Genomic DNA, 23602 nt, shown 5'->3' with positions numbered 1-23602 from the left:
TGTTTGGCAAGTTCTAATAATCCTAACTTTGGTTTGATGATCTTTTCTTCTGTACTCATCTGACAAATCTAATTTAAGGGTTAAACTAATTTATTAAGATTGTCAGATTAAGTCTTAACTATTACACTTAATTTAGTATGTGCGGTTCTTAGTACATGTTTTACTTTATAGATTCTATCAATTTGTTCTTCCTTCATTATGAGATTTTTATTTTCCAAATGCTCTCGAATCTTCTCAAAGAAATACGTTCCGCTTGTATTGATTAATGTAAAGCTAAATCCTTCTAATGATTTTGGGACTTCCGTATCAAGGGTTACAATATATAGATGAGGAAATACATCACCCATTTCCAATTTCAATAATTCGATTACCTTATTAAAATCAAAATCTCTAAATGAATACCCGACAAACAAAATTGTTTTTGTTGCCAACAAAGTTTTTAAACTAGCACCTATTAAACCTGTAGATAAACTCTTATAACATTCATTATAGTCCTCTTTTGTAGCAACAATACTCCCATAATTACTTATCGAACCGTGAATTTTAAATACTTTTCTCTGACGAATATTATGAAAAACAAAATCTTTAGGAGTTACAATTGGAATTGCTCCGGATTCTCTTTCAAAATAATCATCCCAGTTTGTAGTAATTATATTTTCAAGCATCCAAAACCTTGAAATTTCAGTATGAAATCTAGACGCCTCTGAATATAATTCGTTGTATTGATGGACATAGTCAAACCGCTTTTTTATTTTTTCAAGCAATTTTTGTCTTCCATTAACTGTGTTATTACAGTATTTAGACATTAAGGAAATATTCTCGTTACTTTCTTTTAAGTCGAGAAATACTTCTTCATAAAGAGTCTCTTTAAAAACTTGTTTTGTTTCTGTGCTTATTCCAGCTCCCGCAAACAAAACAAGGTTGTAATTTGTTAATGCTTCAATTATACCTTTTGGCATTGCAAAGGGCAACTTGTTTTTGCAAATTTCACACTCGCAAGTTTCACTCATTAATTCTCACTTATTTAGAACTGTTTCCAGCTTTTTGGATGTGGCAAAGTTTTATTGTACTAGAGAACAATGAAATTAAAGATTTTTCTGTCCTTTTTTTAATGTATTATACCTCTTTTTTCCAATCCCAGCTATCTTTTCCGTACAAATCTCCTCGGTAAGCTTCTTTAGCTCCCCAACCTTATCGGCCAGATATTCGAGTTCACCTTTGGTGATTTCATATTCATCCATTTTGTAGCGGGCATCGATATAGGCTCGTTTTAGTAGCTCAAAAAGATGCTTTTCCTCGTCCGTGATCTTGGGGAAAACGGCAAAGCGCTGGTCACACATTTCCACTTTTATACCGAGCGTTTCTAAATTATGATCCTTAGGGCGGTAATCGGTAAAGACCAGCAAAATGGTGGTGTAGTAGCGCTCCGTGGCTTGGTGGAGTTGGAAGGCTGCGGTGTGAAAGTTTCCTTTGTCAAACCCAGTTTTGAAATAATCCATGAATTCATTCGCACTTTCAAACCATTGGTCAAAATACTCTTGTGCCTTTTGTTGATACTGCTCAGGGGTCAGTTTTTTAGGGTGGGCCAGTTTACACTTTTCAGAATCGTACAGTACAACACCTTCTTCTTTAATGTCCTTAAAAAAGTAGTTGCCCATGGCCAAAGAGGCGTTCAGTTGTTTTATGCCATGAAAGATCAAACTTACCGGTGTGGTGACTTTTCCGGTAGCAATTAGTTCGGCCTTGATCTTGTCCTCTATGCGGAATTTTTGTTTGAAATCTTCATGGGTAATCACAACCAAAATGTCAAAATCGCTGCGGTACTCGTAGGTGATGCCTTTTTCCACATATTGGTCCTCTACCCAATTGCCCCGCGCGTAGCTGCCAAAAAGGATGACCATTTCCACCAATTTATGGGCAGAAAGCTCTTGGGCAAGCAGCTCAAGTTCTTCTTGTTTGGATTTGGGTAGGTGGTTCAATACTTTCACAAATGCAAGGTAAGGGATTATTGGGATTTGGCGCAGGCCAAAAAGCGCATTCGAATCATAGTTTTATGTGGTTTTTTATTTGTCGAATCACTAAAACTCAAAATCCTTTAAGGGAGAAGAAATATCTACTAGAGTTCCATCAGGGTCTTTTAGCAATACACGTCTTTGTCCGTAAAAAGTGTCTGCAGGTTTATTTACAATTTCAAATTTTTCCTGTTCTGCAATCTTAAATACTTCGTCTGCGCTTTCAACCACAAACGTAATATAAAAGCCTTTTGGATTATTTTGAAAATCTTTTGGAACAATTTCGTGTGTTCGGTCTATTATTCCAAGCTCAAGCTTTTTGTCTTTCGAAACCAGGTGGATAAACCAATCACTGTCAAAATCAACGTTAAAATCAAATAACCTTATATAAAAATCCCGACTTTCCGATAAATTATCCGAACAGATATTCGTCATCATTCTATTGATCGTCTTCATTTTTGTGTTTATCTAATTTTTAAATTTTTTGTTTAGCCCGATGAGTGAAGTTACAGGTTTTCGGATTAAAAATCCAACCCGAAATGATGGCCGACTCTTTTGGGTTGATGTTATTTATTCCAAATCGGCATACACTTTTTTCATCACTTCGGTTTTACCCTCATCTTCGGCCACAGCTGAAGTTGTGAACATCATAACGCCACTCGACTTCCCAGATAACCCTCCTTTTAGCACCAATTCAAACTCCTCCTTCGACACTGTACCGGGGCTATTATGGGCCTGAACAATGGGCCACACTTTTGGGTAGGCATCTTTTTTAATATTTAATCGATTGCTAAACCACTCTATATTTTCTTTTACCCAATTGGGGTCTCGTTCCATTCTTTCGTGGTACACCATGGGAGAAAACACGTCGATAGTCTCCTTTAACAGGTCATAATCAAGTCCAAGTATGCGATATCGTGCTCCATCAAACTCATTATCGTTCCATGGACAATGATAAAGTCCCAAAAGTGCCTCTGGTTTGATTTCTTTGATGATGTTTTTCATTTCATAGCTCCAATCATAGATCACTTTGCATCGCCATTTACGCCATTCCTCATCTTGATTGGTCAATATCCAATCTGCTTTTTGGGGTGTAGTACCATCAGGGATTTCAATTCCAGAATCTTTTGAGAATGAGTTCAAGCAATGGTCACAAAAGCAAGTTTCGGGCAAAATGGGTTCGGGGTCCTCAAACTGTGCGTGCCAATGCACATAATCCATCCAAATCCCATCAAGGTCATAGGTTGAAAGCAAATCCCGTAGCTGATCAAAACGGTATTGTCTAAATCCGGGTTCTGTTGGACAAACTCCCATAAACCAAGAGGCCGCTTCTACCCTTTCACCATTTTCATCTATTGCCCAAGCTTCGGGATGTGTTTCTACATAGTTTTTACCATTTAAGGTGGCGAACTCTGCATATACTGATAGTCCTTCGGCCCTGGCTCCCTTAATCATGTTATTGTTAATGGCACCACTATGAACAAAAATGGCATTTACCCCGAGGTCTTGAAGCTTGATCTCTTTATCCCAGAAAGGTTTGGGGTTTCCATAAACACCTTTGATTATGGCTGTTTTAGAAATTTGCCCACAGGAGATAAATACTGTTAAACATAAAATGATACACCCTAAAGTGTATGGAAAACGGGATTTTATACTTGAACTCATGCTACTAATTATTTTCCTATAACGAATCAGAGGTGGTCATATAGTGACCGAATAGGTTAAGTTCGTAAAATTTAGGACAACAGTAAAAATCATTTTGTTACGCCTGAGCGGAAATCTATGATAGGACAACTTTATTTCCTTTATAAGTACTTACCCGTAAAGGCTGTATGTGTTTTGTCCACAAAAAGAAACGCTTAAACCGACTCCTTGGTCGGTCACAATTTTTTAAACATTCATTTTTGGGCACATTTTTCACACTTCAACGATTTTTCCTACAAATACATCCTTGATTCTTGAGCTTGACTCCAATCCGTAGAAACTTTGTAACAGACTTAACGGTCTAATTGAACCCAAAACCAAATCTTATGGAACGAAACCTAAAACGACGCGAAACCATGCACCGGCTGCATACTATGGGCCTCGAAATTTTTCATGCAAAAGGCTATTACAATACTAGCTTGGATGATATCTTGACCGAGTTGGACCTCTCCAAAGGTGCTTTTTACCATCATTTTAAATCAAAGGAAGACTATTTCATCAGCATCATTCAAAACTTGATTGTGCAAAAAGTATATGCACTTTTGGTACAACCATTGAATGAACAGGAAAATCCCTTGCATGCCATTTTGGATAGTTTGGAAAAGGCCCTAGAGCCCGGAAAGACCAACGAAATGGCCTACGGTTTTATGCTGAACGATTTTATTACCGAATTCAACAAAAGAAATGCTGAAATCAGTTCTTACTTGAAAGATATTCTTAAAGTATGGGAGGTGAATCTGGTTTCTGTATTGAAAAACGGAAAAATTGACGGTCATATCGCTCGGCACATTGATTGCGAAGGAGTTGCCACCTATATTATTGCATCTTATTTGGGAATCCGCTCTTTACTTTCGGAAACCAATGGAAGACAATTGAAATACCAATACTTGCAGCAATTAAAACACTATTTCAATTCCATTTCGGAAAAACGGGCCGTGGCATAAATTGGTAAAGAATACGTCGCTTCGAGTTAAATTTCATAGAAATTTAGTATCGAGAAGTTTTCTTTAATACTGCTATTCAGAAGTTTATCTTTTTATTCATTTTGTCTTGATACAAAACGAACCAAAAAATCAATACGATTTTAAGGAAATTTTTGTGATTGTATCACAAAACCTCTGCTAAATCATACCGCTACATGCTCTTTTTTGCTTTGCAAAACGCAATTTCGCTTGATTTACAGTTATTTCTGTAAAATCGCCAAACCGTGCTCAAATTTTACATCGAACCTAGGCTATCTTAATCCTCTAATATATTGATAATCGTATCCACCACCTGTTGGGGCGTTATGGTTTCCATGACGTTTTCGTATCCTTTAGGCAACTTATTTCCATAAACAGAAGTCGGAATCAAAGGATAATGCTCTCTGTCAGCCATTAAGGCATTTTCTTGAGGTTGCCCAAAAGGATAAAACCCGGCATAAGGATGCGTAACTCCCCAAAGCGTCACCACCGGAATGTCATAATTTGCAGCCAAATGTGAATTGCCACTATCCATGGAAAGCATAACATCCAAGTTCGAGATTAAGGCCAGTTCTTCTTGTAAATTGAGTTTTCCGGCCATGTTCAAAACACTTTCTCCTTCTTTTGAAATCGCTTCCAATTGTTGGACTTCCTGCGTTCCGCCACCAAAAAGCAGTATTTTATACTTTTCGGTATTATTTAGTTCTTGGATTACTTCTCTCATTAGGGTCAACGGGTACATTTTGCCCTCATGGGCTGCAAAAGGAGCTATTCCGACCCACTTTTTAGTGTCCAGTTGTACCAATTCAAGTAATTTATCCGAAAGTGGAATACGTTGTAAAAGCTTTGCTTTTTCCAAATCGATTGGAAAACCTAACTCTCCAAATACATCTGCATAACGTTGGTGGGTGCTTTTAAGCTGTTTGAACACCTTGTTCTTGGGCCTGGTTAGGGCTTTTTTTTCAGCTCTTCCCTTATCCAATTGTACAAATGGGGTGTTCGTAAGTCCGAAATATTTTTGAAGGACTCTACTCCGAAGTACATTGTGCAAATCAGCCACGGCATCTAATTGAAGAGTTTTAAGCTCTTTGTACAATCGCCAAAGGCCCATTAATCCTTTGTGGCGTTTTTTGACATCGGCCTCAAACACCTCTACATTTTCCAAGCTTGAAAAAATTGGGAGAAATGGTTTTTTGGTAAGGACAGTAACTTTTAGGTTCGGATGTTGGTCAATCAATGCCCTCAAAACAGGAACCGTCATGGCCACATCGCCCATAGCCGATAGGCGAATGACTAAAATATGGGTCTGTTTACCCTTTTTGTCCACGGAGTACCGGGTTTAGCTCGTCATCGTTGTACATTTTCATCTGTTTGTAGACTTTCATGTACTTGTTTCCGGCTTCAATATCTGCCAGTAATTGGTCAATTGCAATCGAAAGATCTTCCCTTTGCTCTAAAAGAATTGCCAACTTTTTGCTACACTTTTCAACATGTGCCGCAGAAGCATCAGTACGATCTACTTCCTCTTGCATGTGATAAATCTTTAAGGCCAAGATGGAAAGTCGGTCAATGGCCCAAGCGGGACTTTCAGTGTTGATGGAAGCTTCAGGATTCACCTCTACTTCTTTATACTTATCAAGAAAATAGCTGTCAATATATTCTACCAAGTCCGTCCTATCCTGATTGCTGGCATCGATTTTTCTTTTTAGGTCCAACGCATCAACAGGATTGATTTCGGGATCTCGAATAATATCTTCATAGTGCCATTGTACGGTATCTATCCAGTTTTTTCTATAAAGCAAATGTTCAACTTTATCCTTTGGATAAGGATTTACAAATTCTTGGTAGACATCGTCCTTAATATGATAGGTGTCTATACTTTCCTGAAAAATCTTAAAGGCTAAAGAACTGAACATACATGTGAATTTGAAGCAAAGATATTGCTTTATCAGTTATAGGTTGAGGTCAAGAACAAAAAGCAGCAGGGAGACACAAATACAGCCTCCCACGACCAATTCGCGCAATCTGAAGTTTTTAATGGTTTCTAAATAATTGGTTAGAAAAACTGCTGCTGGAAAAAAAGTAACAACCACAAGAGACGCCTTTCCAAATTCAAGAAAACTTATGATGGCTCCCATAGCAAACGCCAAAAACACCATTCTCAACAACACCAATTTTCCACCACCTTTCTGTCTTACCTTTAAAAAAACAAGAAACATCAAAATCAACACTATTAAGACATAAATCAATAGTTTAATACTTCCAGTTTGCGAGAAAAAGCTGTTGTTCAAAAACCCTATTCTAAATTGATAATGTTTCTCAAAAAAATCTAGGGAGCCGTTCAATCTTAATATGGTAAACAACAGAATGAAGACGGTAATTATGGCCGTTAAGGGTACTATCCAATTTTTAACCGGCTTTCTGTCGTAAACATTGATAGCTATAAAGACAAGAATCAAAAAAATCAGTGCCCAATCATAAAAAAGGCTTGCCACACATATTAAAAAGGAAGCATCAAAGATTTTGTGCTTCACATCCCTAACGGATTTTATGGCCAAAAGCCTCCAAATGGCAAGAAGTAAAAAAAAGTTTGTAAAAATGGCATCATTATCACGCAAGAGGTCTGAAAACACCATTAACAACAAAGTGAAAAACAAAATGGCGAACGAGCTTAACTCGGTAACCTTCTCGACTTTGACTATTCTGCTGATTATGTAAACGGAAAGTAATAATACCCCGAGAATCAAACTTTTAATGGGGAGGACTTCCAAGGATATTTCCCCATTTGAGTCAAAAATCGAGAAAATACCATATATCAGAAAAATAAAAACGGATAGAACAATATAATTTATAGGTTTTGTTTTTCCGAAAAAACTTGAAATCATCTTGGGTTTTACTACTTTTGCAAAGTAAATATAGTAAGATGAGCACCTTTTTTTACGGCATAGAAGACTTATTTGTAAACTACTTGTTCTCCCCTTATGATTTCTTCAGGTTTATGGGAAACTGGTGGGGTTCCAATACGGTAAATTGGATTTTCACCATCATCGGTTTTATAGCCATGGTTTACTGGATGAAGCAACTGCAAATCTTCAACGATAACAACGAAGAAGATAAGAGCATCAGCTCGCACTCTTACCTATAGGTCAAACCCAAGGTCTTTTCGGTAATATATTCCTTCAAAATGTAGTTTTTCTATATTTTGATAGGACTTTTGCAATGCTTCCTTGAAGTTGTCTCCGAAGGAGGTGACCGTAATTACACGTCCTCCATTGGTTACCACTTTTCCATTATTTTCTTTGGTCCCTGCATGAAAAACAAGTGAATCTTCAATGGTGTCAACTCCCGTTATCTCCTTTCCTTTCTCATAGGCTTCTGGATAACCGCCCGATACCGCCATTACCGTGGTCGCAGCTCTTTCATCAATTTCTAAATCGATTTCATTCAACTTCCCTTTAGACATGGCCACAAGAACATTCACCAAATCGGATTGCAAACGAGGTATGACCACTTCTGTTTCAGGGTCACCCATTCGGACATTGTACTCAATGACCTTTGGATTGTCTCCTACTTTTATCAATCCAATGAAAATGAAGCCGACATAAGGCAAATTATCTTTTTTAAGCCCTTCCACCGTAGGTTTGACGATTCGCTCTTCTATCTTGCCCATAAAAGCGCTATCTGCGAAAGGAACTGGGGAAATCGCCCCCATTCCTCCCGTGTTGAGTCCTGTGTCTCCTTCTCCAATACGTTTATAGTCCTTTGCAGTTGGCAAGATCTTGTAGTTGGAACCATCTGTAAGCACAAAACAACTCAATTCAATTCCATCTAAAAACTCCTCTATAACAACGGTAGCACTTGCCTGTCCAAATTTAGAGTCCAAAAGCATAGCCTTGAGTTCTGCCTTGGCTACATCCAAATCTTGAAGAATCAACACCCCTTTGCCAGCCGCAAGGCCATCGGCTTTTAAAACGTAAGGAGGCTTTAGTGTTTCCAAAAAGGCATAGCCTTCTTCCAAATTGTCCGAGGTAAAACTTTGGTAAGCCGCTGTCGGGATATTGTGACGCATCATGAACTCCTTGGCAAACTCCTTACTCCCCTCTAATTCAGCAGCAGCTTTTTGTGGTCCGATAACGGGAACATTCTTAAGCTGACCATCGTTCAAGAAAAAATCATGAATCCCATTTACCAATGGATCTTCTGGACCAACAACGACCAAGTTGATTTGCTCCTTCAGCACCAACGCTTTTATACCATCAAAATCATTTACCCCAACCTCAACATTGGTAGCCACTTCTGCTGTACCTGCATTGCCAGGGGCCACCACTAATTTATTGACGTTTGGACTTTGCGAAACTTTATGGGCAATAGCATGTTCACGACCGCCAGAACCAACTACAAGAATGTTCATGAATCAAAATTTTGGCAAAAATAATTCAATTCGGATATCAAAAGCCAGATATCCGTACTTATTTGCCATTTAAATGTGAGAAATCACGATGTTCCTTTTGATGCAATTCCTCTGGAGATAATAATTTGAAGTATTCGTACACCTTTTTCAAACCTTCGAAGCGATGTACTTTCGGTTCCCAATCCAGAATCTCCTTTGCTCTTGAAATATCCGGTTGTCGCTGCAAGGGATCATCCACTGGAAGCGGTTTGAATACAATTTTCTGATTCGTTCCTGTAAGTTTGATGATTTCCTCTGCAAATTCCAGTATGGTGGTCTCGTCTGGATTCCCAATGTTGATGGGTTCTACGTAATCACTCATCAACAGGCGATAAATTCCCTCTACTTGATCATCTATATAGGTAAATGAACGTGTTTGGGAACCGTCTCCAAAAACCGTTAAATCCTCTCCGCGGAGTGCCTGTCCCATGAAAGCCGGAACCACTCGTCCATCATTTAAGCGCATTCGAGAACCATATGTGTTAAAAATCCGAACAATCCGAGTATCGAGTCCATGGTGCCTATGATAAGCCATGGTGATGGATTCCATAAAGCGTTTGGCTTCATCATACACTCCTCTAGGACCTATCGGACTCACGTTCCCATAATAGTCTTCGTTTTGGGGGTGAACCAGTGGATCTCCATATACTTCTGAAGTGGAAGCTACCAAAATGCGTGCATTTTTATCCTTGGCCAGCCCTAATAGATTAAGGGTCCCTAAAGAACCTACCTTTAAGGTCTCAATAGGAATCTTCAAATAGTCGATTGGACTTGCTGGGGAAGCAAAATGAAGGATATAGTCCAAATCCCCTCCCAAGTGAACAAAAGTAGACACATCGTGGTGATGAAATTCAAAACGTTCCAATGGGAATAGATGCTCAATGTTCTTAAGGTCGCCTGTTATGAGGTTGTCCATTCCGATAACATAATGGCCTTCTGCAATAAACCTATCACAAAGGTGCGATCCAAGAAAACCTGCTGCTCCTGTTATTAGTGTTTTTTTCAAATTACACTCCTCTAGAAAAAAGTACTGTTGTTATTGTTTTAAAAATAATCCGCAAATCCAATGTTATAGATTTGTTCTTTATATAGTAAAGGTCATATTCAAGTTTTTTAATTGAATCCTGCAAATCTTCACCATATTTATATTTGACCTGAGCCCATCCGGTAATCCCTGGTTTATACAAATGACGAATACTATAAAATGGTAGCATATCATCCAATTGCTCGACAAAAACCTTACGTTCCGGCCTAGGCCCAATAAATGTCATGTTTCCTTGAATTACGGATAGGATTTGAGGAAGTTCATCGATTCTAAAAGTTCTTAACACCTTCCCAAATGGTGTTACCCGGGTATCATTTTTAGAGGCCATTTTAGCTCCGGCTTTTTCAGCATCCACCACCATTGACCTAAACTTATAAATCTTAAATTCTTTTCCATATTGTCCGACTCTAAGTTGTGTATAAAAGAGCGGCCCCCTGTTTAAAAACAAGTTAAAAAACCAAACTATAGGACATACAAGAAAGAAGATAATTCCAATAAAAAAAGAAAGAACAAAGTTCACCATAAAGCTAAATACAACTTGCAGGTATCTTATTTTTTTGTTTTTGAGTTGTAGAAGCTCATAAAAGCTATGATAATGAGACCGAATAGGCATCGCTTCATAAATGTTTTCGTAAAAGGATGTATAAGATAACACTTCTTTACCTTTCAAAATTGACTCCAAAAGTAAATTTTCGAGTCTTCTGGGGATTTGATTATAGTCTTTAACATTCAATATCCATGTGTCTATTTTTTCTAACGCATCATAAACTGTTTTTTTTCCAACAGACATGCTTTCACTATCCATAGCGTGAGTAAGCTTCACTTTATAAAAAGTATTTGTGTTTTCTCCGTTTATGTATTCGACATTTTCCCGAAGACTATGTTCGCTATTTGAATCATACACATAAAACACTTTTCTAACGGTAGGAATTATTCTAAAAACATTGCTAAACAATAATCTCCATAATGCTATTTGTATTGGAGATAGTGCCAAAAAAATAAGCAATGGTATCCTCCAAAAACTTGCATCAAAAAAAATTACAGCAGAAATAAAAACAACAAAAACAAATAGTGACGATATGTATAAGGATTGCCCAATTGCATAACCCCTTTTCGCGATTTTCTCAAGGTTGTAAAAGTCCAAAATGTAAGCAAGCATAAGGTAAGTGCATACTCCAATTACAAACATCCATGTTTTCAAATCGAGAGATACAAATTCCTTGTCTATACCATGATTTACAAAAACATTAATGGCTGCTAAGACGACAACCAAATCGCCAACCACCAATATGAACTTTCTCTCGATTGAATTTAAAACAGACCGCTTCGCCACAATTTCAGGGTTTCAATTTCAAAAATAGGTTTTCAAATCGAAAATGTGCTTTTCTCAATGCATTCATTCCTAGAAAAGCGTAAATTAAATCAATTGAGGATTTCCTATTTGTCCGATAAGATTCTACTGAGATATGATATTATTTTAGCATTATTCTTTTCTCTAGTAAAGCCTTGGTTTAATATTTCTTTGTTTTCCTTACCAAATACAATTCTTTTGGGAAAATTTTCTTCCATTTTTACAAGGCCATGAAAAATTGCAGTACTCGTACACTCATCAACTACAATATTAGAGCGGTTCAAAGCCAAAATCTCCTTTCCTTCCCCTGACAACGCCGCTAATATAGGCTTACCAAAAGACAAATAATCGAAAAGCTTTGATGGAATAGTATTTTCGAGTGCTTCTGATTTAATCAATCCCAAAAATAAAACATCCATTTCTTCCAATTTTTCATTGAGCACTTGTTTTGGAAATGCCCCCCTGAATACAATATGTTCATCAATCTTATGCACGGTCACTTGATTTCTCAGTTTATTTTCAAGAACTCCTGTTCCAAAAAAATGCAGTTCCCATTTATACCGAGTATCAACCTGTATTAATTCTGCAAAAGCCTCTATTAAGCATTCCAATCCTTGAACTAAACCAAAATTTCCTGCATATGCCAATCTTATTTTCTTAGAAACTTGTTGATTTTCACGTTCGGCACCCCCCGCACTCTCTATTATTCTTTTTGTTGAAGGGATCTCTTTATAGCCATTATATGCTATACATATTTCCTTGTCAGTATATTTTGCAATATAGTTTTTCATATATTTTCCAACACATACAATGCCATTACTTTTTCTATAAAGGGTTTTCTCAAAAAATCTGGCTATTTTATATGGCCGGCCTTTAGGATTCAGCTGACCTGCCGCTACCGCACTTTCTGGCCAGATATCCCTAACTTCCAAAACTAGCTTGCATCGAAATATCCACTTTAACATAAGGCCTAGCAGACCAATAAAAATAGGCGGTGAAGATATAAACACAATTGACGGCCTCCATCCCCTCAACCTCCATTTTAAAGCTATTTGAAATGCTTTTGGAATAAAAGAAAGATAATGAAGCACATAGGAAAGAAACTTATTGTTATTCATCTCTTTCAATCTTATCCTTTTTAATGGATAAGTAGGCTTATCATCCGTTCCAATCGATTCATCTGATTTATGGGGAAAGGTCGTTATGACCCTATGTTCAATTTTTTGGTGCTCCAAAAACTCAACAAAGTCAGAGCTTCTAAAAGCCGCGGCGGTAATATCGGGATGAAAATAATAGCTTAGATAAAGTATTTTCATTTATTCCTTTGCATTTAACTATTAAAAAATCATTTTTCACTTAAGATGTTGATTTGAGTCCTCAACTCTTTACTGAAATTTACCATAATTTTCTCTGCTCTTAACGTCTTATTGAAGCCAATCGCATATTGATAATAAGTCTTTTCAATTGTCAGAATTGTTCCTGAAAACAAAAATTCAATTCTTTTGCTTGGTAAAACAACCTTATTTCCGGAAATAACTAATTCGTCTATGTCAGGGTGAAAATGAAAAAAAGCATGTTGCCTAGGCAAATCACTACGAGTACTGTTTATCCAGTCATGGACCACAATATTTTCATGTTGAGCTTCAAATTTTCTTAAATGTGTTAATCCTAATTTTTTGTACCCCGTATGACCTGCCGTTACCTGGCTTTCCGTTTCCTCTGTTATACGAACTTTTGCTCTTCTTGCCACTCTAAATCCTCCCCATATTTCTGATTGTTCATATTCATCAATCTTAACAGTATTGTGTGCAGCGGTTCCTCGTTCAGCTTGGCGAATAGCATTTTTTTCATAAGTAGACGTTCCCGTGTCTACAAGTACCGGTTTCCTGTTAACATACAACTCAAAACTTAAAGTGTCAGAATGTGCATGTCCCAGCTGGTAGTCCGGCCCAACATTTCCAACATCAACGAACAATTCGTAATCTTTTGTTATGTGCTTTCTGTATCCTGATGCCCTTAAATCTACCTTATTGAAAGAAATCTTCAAATAATCAGCATAGTCAAACAATTGTTTTGAACTGGGAGCAATATCATAGGCACAATCATTTACCATGGGGATATTTCCATTATCGTAGGTAACCGCTTCCAACCAGCCGAGCATTTTATTTGCTTTCCTATTCATAAACGAATTTAAGTCATCGTTTTTCCATGGGTTTTGATTAATTAAATTGATACAATCCAATAGTCGATGAAGCAATATTTGATGATACATGGGTGAAAGTTCATAATGGGCACCATCATCTAATACCTGCTCATGCAATTCTTCTTTCAATATTTTATAGGCAATATCATAAAATTCTTCATTTTTAAAATAATATGCTCCAAACAACATGGAATACCCATTTTCCAATAAATGATTCCCAAGTAGGTGATATTCCAAGTTATCCTTTAACCTAAGGTAATGATGATATAATTTTGTATTTACTTTTGTGTTTACAATTCCATTCTTAGACAAAAACTTAATCCAATTAATTCCTCTAAGTGAAATAGGATAAGGTTCGAGTCCGTCCTTTAAGGTGTCGTCCTGTGCAACATAATTTTTGATTAATGCCAACCCCTCTTCTACACTTATTTGGTATTGATGTAAGAAATCAAAATAGTTAAGGTTATAAGTCCAAAGCTTTCCATAATTGCCAAAATTCCAATCAACGGTCTCTTCGAAGTGTTTGGACAGGTTTAAAAACTGAAAATTATCTTTTCTATGATAAGATAAAGGGTTGATAATCCCACCTTCCCAAGCCAATATTGAAAGCTCTTTTGGGATAACGGCATCATATTTTCTTTTGAAAAATTTATTCCTAAAGAAATATATCAGCCGATAGTAAACCTGTTTAAACCGTAAAAACTTGAGCGTATGGAATAGCAATATTAATTTACTCCCACCCATTTGCCTTGTTTCAAAGATTCAATAGCAGCGAATGAGGCTCTAGTTGTATTAACTATTTCGTCAAAAGGAATAATTGCCTTTTCCCCTTTTTGCTGCTGCTTTATTAGCTCTTGAAACTGATTGAAGTGTCCTTTATCCTGCTTCGAGGAAGAATTTTTCCCATTTTTAAACCCGTAAGACTTAAGTTTTCTCCAATTGTCCATAATCAAGGTGCGTTCTTGCGAATAGACCTCAACGCGTTCTTTCGAATAGGCTTTGCTTCCGTTCGCAAAGTAATTGATTACTGCATTTGAGCCGTTTTCATATCGAAGTAATATACTAGCATTATCTGAATTCTCCTTTGGATACTTCCCCATAGCATTCATACAAACTGCTTTGACTCGACTGCCAGTTAAATAGGTACATAAATCAATATAGTGACATGCTTCACCGATAATTCGGCCTCCTCCTACCTCCATATCATGTACCCAGACGTCAGCAGGAATAAAACCTGCGTTCATGGTAGCCACAATATTTATCGGAGTATTATCATTCCCCAAAAACTTCTTCATGTTTTTTGCCAAAGGAGCGAACCGTCTGTTAAAACCTACACTTATGTTGACATTATGGTTTTTATATTCAGCAATAATAGCTTCCAGTTCGTCTTCGGACAAGGCCAATGGTTTTTCGACAAAAACGCTTTTTTGTGCCCGAATGGCTTCCAAGACCATGGATGCATGCGTGTTATGCTTTGTTGTAATAAAAATCAAATCAACCTCTTCATCTTTTAAAATATCCTTGTAGTTTGAGGTTGAGTTCGCAATAGAATGGCGTTTTGCCATAATAGTTGAGGATAACCCTCCAGAACTTGCGATATACTTTACTTGGGCATCTATTTTTTTAAGATTGGGCAATACTGTTGAACTTGTAAAGTTTCCAGCTCCAATAATACCAATAACGCCTTTTTTCCCTTCGAAAGATTTATTTGTAATCGCTACAGTACAGGTGGGTTCTTTGGTTTTGTCATATTCCAAAATTGAAGCTATGGATCTGGAGTTACTCATATCTCCATAAATCTTTTGAAATTCCTTAAGAGACACCCGCTCGGTAATCAAAGGTTTTACTTTCAAAGTGCCCTTGGAAATTGCATTTAAGATAGCTTCAAAATTTCGCTTTTCTGTCCAACGAACATATCCTATTGGATAGTCGTTTCCTTTTTGCTCGTATTCTTCATCATATCTTCCAGGGCCATATGAACAAGATACTTGAAACGAAATTTCTTTTTCATAAAAATCTGCTCTACTTATATCTAACCCAATTACTCCAACCAAAACCACTCTTCCTCGCTTTCGGCACATTCTCGCAGATTGCGAAATAATCTCATTGCTTTTGTTGGAAGCGGTAATAATCACGCCATCTGCGCCGACATCATTTGTATAGCTCTCAATAAATTTTACCTGATCCGTTCCTTCAGAAGGGTTTATAGCGATAACCCCTTTTTCATTAGCTATACGAACTTTTTCAGGATCAAAATCAAACCCTATTACGTTACATCCATTGGCCAACAATAGTTCTGCTGTGACCAAGCCAATCAGCCCAAGACCTACTACTACAATGGTCTCTCCAAAAGTAGGGTCCAAAAGACGTATACCCTGTAGTCCTATAGAACCAATTACAGTAAACGCCGCCTCTTCATCAGTTACATTATCTGGAATTTTGGCCACCAAATTTTTTGGGACATTTACGTATTCGGCGTGATTTCCATTTGAAGCCACACGATCTCCCACTTTGAACTCAGTAACTCCTTTACCAATTGCAGTCACTTCGCCTACATTGCAATAACCAAGGGGCAGAGGTTGATTGAGTTTGTTGAAAACAGCCTCCATTGTTGGCTTCAATCCATCAGTCTTGACCTTGTCCAGGACCATTTTCACCTTATCTGGTTGTTGGCGTGCCTTAGATATAAAATTGGCCTTTCCAAATTCGACCAACATTCTTTCAGTGCCAAGTGAAACCAATGATTTTGTGGTTTTTATTAGCACACTTCCCGATTTTGGAGTTGGCACAGGGACTTCTTCTAAAATGGTCTCACCGTTCTTAAGGTCTTGTATTATTTGTTTCATGTCAAGTTAATATGTCCAGCTATTCTTTTAGAGATTTCTTTATCTCTCTGATTGCATCATACTCATTTCCCCATCCTTCGATTCTTGCATTATCTTTTTTGTTATAATTCAAAAACCAAAGCTCTATTATTTGTATTGCCGATGGGTAGTCGTTTAATAATTCGATGTATGATGCGGCGTTTATTGTCCTATATTCTTTTTGGTATGGTATGGCAACAATTTTGTGGTCAATTTCACCTTCATCAATAAGTTTTAACATTGCTATAGGTATTACCTCAACAACGGTTCCTTTTTTAAGCTGTTTGGAAATAATGAGTATATCTAAAGCATCTCCATCTCCACCTATTTCCTTGCCTGAAACTGTTGATGGCACAAATCCGTAGTTGGCGGGGTACGGCAAAAATTCAATTATTCTATCAACACCGTTTTCTTGATCTATCACAAACTTTTTTGAGAAGTGGTCATATTCAAATTTGGTGCTTGTCCCTGAAGAAATCTCTACTATGGCGTTAACGGTTTTTTGGCTGCGAAATGCTGGTATTTTATAATAGTCTACTTTACCCTTGCAACTCCAAAAAAGACATACAAAAAAATTGAAAAGAAGCAGAGTTTTAGAGCTATTTCTCATATTATATTATCAAATATGGGCATTTGTATAATGTCGGACCAAATCATTTTTCAACCGCATTCATTACTTTGAAATCTTCTCGCCAAAACAGGTTATGGTATTATTGACGATTATGATTTGAATAAAAGATTGTGCGCGCGTTCCCAGAATTAGTAAGTTATGGCAAAACATAGTCTTCCAGCCTGCCTAGACCATTCAAATCACTTCCGTTCAATGCAATTAAATCAAAATCAACAGACTTGTCTTTATTAACATTTACAATTATAAAATTATCTTCTTTTCCACCCCCCATTCCACTTGCTATCAACACTATATTACCTTCCTTATGGTACATATAGCCTACATCACTGTCACCGGTATCTCCTGCAAACATAAAAGTGGGTTTGTTGGTGTTTTCAAAAAGACTGTAAATATCGTCCCAAAAATTAATTTCTTCATCTCTTCCTGACACGGAGTTTAATTCAAAGTTTTTAAATATATTGTCATTTTTCCACCATAAAACTTGATGAAAAAAAACAAAAATATTATCCACTTCCCCACTTTTTGAGGCCACTAATTCTCTTAGCCACTTTAATTGATTTCCCGAGATGTTCCACTTGTCCATGTTCGGGTCAAGTGTTATAAATAAATCGCTTTTATGTATAAAACTATAATATGTCTTCCCATATCTTCTTTGGTAGATTGCTTTTTTTGTGGAGTTCCCTACGTCATGATTTCCAGGGGCAAAATAGATTTTTTTACCAATATAAGAGATGTCCATATCTAACTCATCCCATTCGTTTTCATCTTTCCCATCTTCTACCAAATCTCCAGTAAAAACCCCAAACTGAATTGATTCATTGTCTCTAATCAAATCCAACTTGTCTTTGAAGGGAGGATGTACTCCTATATTATTTTTTCCTTCACCGTGAGCCCCATAAATATGGCCCGCAACAAAAAAAGAATATTGAGCGTCCTCAATTTGCGTTTCAAAACAACCATAAATAAAAAGGACGAAAAGCAAAAAATAATTCTGACTCATAGCTCTAAAGATTTAGTTTAAAAGCTCTTTTTCCATGTGCGTTCGCTCTTGTTTTAGAGCCAATAAAGTATTTTTCAGTATTTCCTGATTCTGCTTTAGTATATCTAAAGAAAGAATTGGCTTATTCTTGAATTCTTTTTTTAGTTCTATCGACATGCTATCCATTTCATTCTTATATTTTTTTGACAATTCTTCCAAGTAATCTTGTTGGCTAACTTTTTCCAAAACGGCAATCAATGCGTCTCTGTATTGAGTATCTCCTTTTGATTTCCAATAATTCCTAAAGTTTTTGAGTGGCTTCCCAGAATTGCCATCAAAAGAAACCGGTTCGATTAATGAAGTAATTGGGTTGTAGTAAAAGCGGAGGTTATGAGCTATAAGCCCATGGACACTACCAAACAAATTGGCCAGTGCGGTATATTTGGCAACCTTTTCCACATCAAACGCCATAGACGTTGACAATTGTCCTGTTTTGTATTTGTTTAATAGGTTTTTAGCCAAAGTAAACTGCTTTTTTAAGGCATCATCCTTGAATATCGTCTGCAATGAATATGCAGTGACGGTCATATCATCGCTTTTGCCGTATTTAGGGTTGTACTTTCCGACTGCCGTGGTCCCTGTAAGATTTGCCAATTCGTGTATTTTGGCATTTTCTCTCCACATATCCTCCTCAGTAAGCTTCAATATTATTCCTACTTTGTGCTTGTTACTTTCAATCAAACGTTTGTCAAAGGTTTCCTCAATTGCATAAATCCCGATTTCTTTGTTTAGGATGGTATCCAGGTCTTTCATGCTCACCTGAAGAACTCCTTCAACAAAACCATAACGTAGACCCATAATTCCTTCATCCTTCATGGCCTTATGGTACAACCATTCATTAAGATATCCTCTTGTTTCCGGGTGATGTATAGAAAATTTACGCATCCCCATGATGGTCTGGTCATCTTTTAATTTAATCCTAAAACTCCATTTGTCACCTTCTAAGTGATCCGTCCAATCTCCTTTCAATCGTGCTTCCGCTTTATAATCCTTATTGTTATAATTTAAGTTTATAGGAACAAAATCTGTGTCTTCCGTTTGCAACACTCCCACGGTTAAAGCTCTGTCGCGCTTTTCTTTTATTTTTTTAAAATGCTTTTCCTTTAGCATCAGCCGAAAAGACATTAGGGTTGTTTTGGGGACGAAAACGGGAGCTTTTACATCAATTTTTTTCGGACTTGATTTAATGGATAACAATAAACCAACAGCTATTATTCCTACAGCAGTAATCCGAAAAAATGAATTTTTATTGTTTTTGACCCTCACAACCTTAATACATTAATGTCTTTCAATGAAACTGAAATCTATATTGCCCAATTTTGACAATGCATCTTTCGATTTCACTAAATCTTCGATACTGTTATATTGAACATTTAATGCAAGCTCAGATATCTCACCAGATTCGTCTATCCTCTTAAGGTTAATTTCAGAACAATACTCCTTAAGTGTATTTAAGATAATCGTTTCGTCAATTTTAGCTTTGGCATTTGTCAAAGTAAGTATTAAGTTTTGTTGAGAGCTATTGTCCCTGTTCATTTTTCTTGTAAGTATTATAAAAAGAAAAACAAATACAATTCCGATTAGTGTGACCTCTTTTTGATCCGCTCCAAAACCAAGACCAATGGATATAGCTATAAAGAAATAAGCCAGTTCTTCAGGTTCTTTGACCGCCGTTCTAAAACGAACAATGGACAAAGCACCAACCAGCCCCAGAGAAAGCGCCAAGGAAGACTTTACAATTGTTATGATAATCATAGTCGTCAGACTCAATAAGATAATGGTTTGTGCAAGCTTATTTCTGTTAGACAACGATGCCCCAAATCTAGCATAGATGAGACTTAACAAATACGCTGAAAGTAGTGTCAGCATAAGATTTATTAGGAAGTCAAGAATTGATATATTATCTGTTCCAAACTGTGATAAAAGATTATTTAGTTCATTCATAAGTACTAGGATTATTATTCTGGGAATGATTTAAAATTGTTTACCCCATTAACATATTTAGAATTTTTACTTAAACGAAAAGGGAATTGTGAAGAAATAGAATATGCTTTTTTTTCATCTTTTAAGCTATATTTTAGCTCAACCACATTGTTGGTATCCTTTTGCAAAGATTTGGTAAAATTATTGATATTATTGGCTACATCACGATATTTAATAGAATAATCCAATGTTATCCTATAGTTCATATCTGCTGACAAAAAATATCTTCTGGAATAAGAATTAACCAATGTTGGCTTTAGACCTTTTGTAAGCTCCAAAATAGAACTCGGCAATTTGGAATCTGAAAGAATTTTCCTTAATGTCCGTAAATCAAAATTGTTGTCCAAACGGAATGGCGTAAGATTAAATGTCCATTTATCGCCTACCAAACCCGTTTTTAATTTTATTTCCAATTTAGGTTTTTCTATCTTGCCTAGCGAATCCCCGTACCACCTGATCCTGACCTTTTGACGATTTGCAACACCATCTACATTATCGAAATAAAACTTATAGTCCTCCGTATCCAAATAAATGTTGTTGACCTGTCTTTCATAAAAGACCTCTTTGAAAAAGGCAGAATTATTTTTGGTCACCACAACTAACTCTTTTAAAGGAACATTGGTGGGGACAATAAACTTTCTTTCATATCTCAGATTGTTCTTAACTTCCAATCTGCTATCTAGGTAATCTTGCATTATATTCTTACTGTTCTATAACTCTTGTATCCTTGCTATCTACTCCGAACTCCACTCCATACATTTTGTCTTTCACATGATTTATGGTGGAGCTTACTGTGCCATTGAGTACAAGGGAGGACTTATTTTCTATAAGGTGTTCGGTTTGAACACCTTCCAACAAAACTTGATTTGCTATAATATTTGAAGGTCCAAATTCAGGTTTCTTTTTAAACGCTGTAAATGCAAGTTTACAATTTTTTATGACTAAATCCTCAGCATGAATTATGGACAAATCCTTTCCTGCAATTGCAATTTCACTATCATAAATGCTTGTTTGCTTCACTTCCACCTTACTGTCCTCTCCCGCACTGATAGCTTTATCACCTGCATGCACTATTTTTAAATTTGCAAGATTCAAGGTAGAGCCCGAAACATCAACCGCATCGTTGCCTAAATTCCGAAAAGTACAGTTGGATAGTTTTCCGGTAACAAAGTCTCCATCAAAGGCATCAGATTGCGTATTCAGAAAGGTTGTGTTTGTCATATTAAACTTTGACCGTACAATATTGATCCCATCCTCACATCTATTGCCAGACATGGTTACATAATCCATGTTCACACGGCTTTCATAAAACGTCAAAGCTCCAGAAACCTGCCATAGGCCATGAGAAACATTTGTCAAATCTTGGAATAGCACATATTTTAGCTCAGATACTTTCTTGGCATTTAAAATAAGTAGCCCTTGTCCCTTTTTATCAGAAGAATAGATTTTGATTGGTGCTTTTTTTGATCCAATCAAGTTCAATGCCGATTTCGAAATTATTTTCCCCCCATCTACAATATCAATATGTAGCCCTTCATTTGCTTCGAGGACATATCCTTCCGGGATAAGCAACGGTTTATCGATTACAACCGAATCCTGGGCAAAAGATATAACTTTGGAATCTTTATTAAAAAACAAGTAAGGTATGTCACTATCCCATTCGTTGCGGAATAAATCCTGATTCTCGAAGGCTAAATCATCAAAATCCTTAAAGGGAACTATTTTACCGTATTGAGCATCTTCATCTCCCAACAATTTGTATCCCACTCTCAAGTCAAAAATATCCTTTTCAAAAATAAATCCTACACTCTTCTTTTTTTTGTGCACAAACAGATTATTAAAGCTATCAGGTAAATCAAAAACAACAATTTCCTTCGTATTTGGTTGAATTAGCTCTTTCTCTTGAGGTGCTGTTATATGCCTATTTTCTTTATGGGACAGCTCTATGATTTCTATGGGAAAATTAGAGAGATTTTTAATTTCCACCTCAATTTTAGTATCACTTTTTTGAATAAGCGAAATCTTTGCTGTTGTGGAGGGTTTTAAAGATTTTTCAATGATCAACTTGTTGTGGTAAAACAAATCCCTTTCAAAAATCTCACCTAGCGAAAAAGAATGGTTAATTACCAATATATTCCTAATCTCATCTTTATAGGTTTCTATAAGCTCCTCTAAAGAATCTAGCGTTGACAGTTTGGTGGATGTCTTGAAATATTCCTCTAAAAAACTTCTTTCAGTGAGTTTTAAATCTTTCACATAACGATTAAGGGTTCCCAGTTTTTTGTTAATAAAAAAGGGTTCTATAAGTTTAGAATCCCTATTATATGATAAAAAGAGTTCATTATCTTCGCCATCAGAGTATAAATTAATTAAGGAGTAGTAAAAAGCGAGTTTTTCAACATCAAACAAGTCAGAAAACTTCAAATCCCCGGCAAAATAAGATGCCATTTTCTTATTCACCTCAGCCGAGTCCAAGTTAAAAAGAGTAGTCTTTCCCAATTCTTTTTTGTTGGCAATCTTTTCCCAAAACGAAACTTCGTCGGACACCTTGATCAATTGCAATTTCTGATCTTGCAGTGTTTGATTCAATTTAGATTGAGGATTTAAGAAGTCCTGTCTTCGAATTTCTTTACTTTGAGATAAAAACCCTATCCCATTAGCTTCTAATTGTTTGCTCAACAAAAAACCGTAAACTGAGGTTTCAACGTTCAATCCCAACAATAAAGAATCTTGTTGAAACATTTTGAATCCAGTGTTGGGCTGGATAGGACTAAAGGTACTGTTGTCAATCGAATCTACCGTTGTTTTCCAATATCTTGAATATGGCTCGATTTTAGATATAACAATATTCGGTAACACTTGTTTCGCAATACGATAGCTGACACCTTCATGACTATAATTAACAGGTCTTTTTGCTAGCCTAAAAAAGTCTTTTCCATCCTTAATAAGCCCCTTGTTCTCGGGATATACATTAAAACTTATGGTTCTTAATTGGGTAGTGTCATTTTTTGATATTTCCTTGATCGCCACCAATTCACGCGCATATTCCTTGTCTAAAAGGTAGATATCATATTTCAGCACCCTATTTTTTTGGGCCCTGATTTCATTCTCATCCAAAACGCTGTCTATGGGAGCTTGGGAAATCAATTCTAAGTACTCCTCTGGCATTTCTTTGAAAAAAGTGTTATAACTCCCATTGTACAGGAGCAGAGATTCTTCTTTATTGTCCAAGGAGAGCTTAAATGAAAAAAAAAGAATGATTACTACCGCAAAAAAAAGAAGCTTCCACAGGAGCTCCTTCATTTTATTTTTTCTCTCAATATTCATTCTTTTTATGGAGCTGTATTATTTAGCAAAT

At 36.6% G+C, this 23602-nt stretch carries 21 protein-coding genes; 2 read left to right on the top strand and 19 right to left on the bottom strand.

The genetic code is table 11. From position 1 onward, the window contains the following. Positions 1–107 precede the first annotated feature (107 nt). From E4661_RS14795 to E4661_RS14780, 4 genes are all read right to left on the bottom strand, one after another. Positions 108–1010 carry an SIR2 family protein gene (locus E4661_RS14795; RefSeq protein WP_136468234.1) on the bottom strand — a complete coding sequence of 301 codons (903 nt, stop codon included), beginning with the start codon at positions 1008–1010 and terminating at the stop codon, positions 108–110. A 75-nt stretch (positions 1011–1085) separates the two neighbouring features. Then, the gene (locus tag E4661_RS14790; RefSeq protein WP_205728965.1) at positions 1086–1988 is read right to left on the bottom strand and encodes a HEPN domain-containing protein; all 903 of its coding nucleotides are present in this window, start codon (positions 1986–1988) and stop codon (positions 1086–1088) included. Positions 1989–2078: 90 nt separating this feature from the next. Then, positions 2079–2468: a VOC family protein gene (locus E4661_RS14785; RefSeq protein ID WP_136468233.1), complete on the bottom strand. Its 390-nt coding sequence runs from the start codon at positions 2466–2468 to the stop codon at positions 2079–2081. Positions 2469–2582: 114 nt separating this feature from the next. Next, the gene (locus E4661_RS14780; RefSeq protein WP_136468232.1) at positions 2583–3677 is read right to left on the bottom strand and encodes a glycoside hydrolase family protein; all 1095 of its coding nucleotides are present in this window, start codon (positions 3675–3677) and stop codon (positions 2583–2585) included. Between the two features lie 365 nt (positions 3678–4042). Here E4661_RS14780 and E4661_RS14775 point away from each other — a divergent pair, with 365 nt between their 5' ends. Next, positions 4043–4660 (top strand): TetR/AcrR family transcriptional regulator, encoded by a 618-nt coding sequence (locus E4661_RS14775; RefSeq protein ID WP_136468231.1) that lies wholly within the window; start codon positions 4043–4045, stop codon positions 4658–4660. 295 nt (positions 4661–4955) lie between these two features. On the opposite strand, the gene E4661_RS14770 is transcribed toward E4661_RS14775, so the two are convergent. Genes E4661_RS14770 through E4661_RS14760 form a run of 3 tightly spaced genes read right to left on the bottom strand, consistent with a single transcriptional unit; the run spans position 4956 to position 7563 of the window. Then, complete coding sequence (locus E4661_RS14770) at positions 4956–6005, bottom strand: glycosyltransferase family 9 protein (RefSeq protein ID WP_240751492.1); 1050 nt, start codon at positions 6003–6005, stop codon at positions 4956–4958. After that, entirely contained in the window at positions 5989–6594 is a 606-nt protein-coding gene (locus E4661_RS14765) for a DUF4254 domain-containing protein (RefSeq protein WP_136468230.1), read from the bottom strand. Before E4661_RS14765 ends, E4661_RS14770 begins: the two co-directional genes overlap by 17 nt. 36 nt (positions 6595–6630) lie before the next feature. Then, entirely contained in the window at positions 6631–7563 is a 933-nt protein-coding gene (locus tag E4661_RS14760) for a DUF6427 family protein (RefSeq protein ID WP_136468229.1), read from the bottom strand. A 38-nt stretch (positions 7564–7601) separates the two neighbouring features. Between E4661_RS14760 and E4661_RS14755 the strand changes: the two genes are divergently transcribed. After that, complete coding sequence (locus E4661_RS14755) at positions 7602–7823, top strand: DUF6341 family protein (RefSeq protein ID WP_136468228.1); 222 nt, start codon at positions 7602–7604, stop codon at positions 7821–7823. Here E4661_RS14755 and purD read toward each other — a convergent pair. The 12 genes from purD to E4661_RS14695 all read right to left on the bottom strand — a co-directional run bounded on the left by purD (position 7818) and on the right by E4661_RS14695 (position 23547). Beyond that, complete coding sequence (gene purD / locus E4661_RS14750; protein WP_136468227.1) at positions 7818–9089, bottom strand: phosphoribosylamine--glycine ligase; 1272 nt, start codon at positions 9087–9089, stop codon at positions 7818–7820. The two genes, E4661_RS14755 and purD, sit on opposite strands and share 6 nt — an antisense overlap. 58 nt (positions 9090–9147) lie before the next feature. After that, a complete protein-coding gene (locus E4661_RS14745) occupies positions 9148–10134 on the bottom strand; it encodes a UDP-glucuronic acid decarboxylase family protein (protein ID WP_136468226.1) in 987 nt (328 codons plus the stop codon). Between the two features lies 1 nt (position 10135). Then, a complete protein-coding gene (locus tag E4661_RS14740) occupies positions 10136–11506 on the bottom strand; it encodes a sugar transferase (protein ID WP_136468225.1) in 1371 nt (456 codons plus the stop codon). Between the two features lie 104 nt (positions 11507–11610). Beyond that, positions 11611–12840, bottom strand: a complete 1230-nt coding sequence (locus E4661_RS14735; RefSeq protein WP_136468224.1) for a glycosyltransferase family 4 protein — start codon at positions 12838–12840, stop codon at positions 11611–11613. 29 nt (positions 12841–12869) lie between these two features. Beyond that, positions 12870–14471 carry an alginate lyase family protein gene (locus tag E4661_RS14730; RefSeq protein ID WP_136468223.1) on the bottom strand — a complete coding sequence of 534 codons (1602 nt, stop codon included), beginning with the start codon at positions 14469–14471 and terminating at the stop codon, positions 12870–12872. Then, the gene (locus E4661_RS14725; RefSeq protein ID WP_136468222.1) at positions 14453–16573 is read right to left on the bottom strand and encodes a bi-domain-containing oxidoreductase; all 2121 of its coding nucleotides are present in this window, start codon (positions 16571–16573) and stop codon (positions 14453–14455) included. The genes E4661_RS14730 and E4661_RS14725 overlap by 19 nt, the downstream gene beginning before the upstream one ends. A gap of 19 nt (positions 16574–16592) precedes the next feature. Continuing rightward, a complete protein-coding gene (locus E4661_RS14720) occupies positions 16593–17201 on the bottom strand; it encodes an inorganic diphosphatase (RefSeq protein WP_136468221.1) in 609 nt (202 codons plus the stop codon). A 157-nt stretch (positions 17202–17358) separates the two neighbouring features. Beyond that, entirely contained in the window at positions 17359–18222 is an 864-nt protein-coding gene (locus E4661_RS14715; RefSeq protein WP_136468220.1) for a metallophosphoesterase family protein, read from the bottom strand. A 12-nt stretch (positions 18223–18234) separates the two neighbouring features. Next, on the bottom strand, positions 18235–19386 hold the full coding sequence (locus tag E4661_RS14710; protein ID WP_136468219.1) for a CotH family protein: 1152 nt from the start codon (positions 19384–19386) through the stop codon (positions 18235–18237). Positions 19387–19539: 153 nt separating this feature from the next. Continuing rightward, the gene (locus E4661_RS14705) at positions 19540–20205 is read right to left on the bottom strand and encodes a DUF4956 domain-containing protein (protein ID WP_136468218.1); all 666 of its coding nucleotides are present in this window, start codon (positions 20203–20205) and stop codon (positions 19540–19542) included. Between the two features lie 14 nt (positions 20206–20219). Beyond that, positions 20220–20939, bottom strand: a complete 720-nt coding sequence (locus E4661_RS14700; RefSeq protein ID WP_136468217.1) for a VTC domain-containing protein — start codon at positions 20937–20939, stop codon at positions 20220–20222. Positions 20940–20946: 7 nt separating this feature from the next. Then, positions 20947–23547, bottom strand: coding sequence for a hypothetical protein (locus E4661_RS14695; protein WP_136468216.1), 2601 nt, complete (start codon positions 23545–23547; stop codon positions 20947–20949). Between the last annotated feature and the right edge of the window lie 55 nt (positions 23548–23602).

The organism is Flagellimonas onchidii, from assembly GCF_004804315.1.
Classification (GTDB): Bacteria; Bacteroidota; Bacteroidia; order Flavobacteriales; family Flavobacteriaceae; genus Flagellimonas; species Flagellimonas onchidii.
The sequence above is the reverse complement of the archived record's forward strand: the minus strand, read 5'-3'. Positions and strand labels throughout refer to the sequence as shown.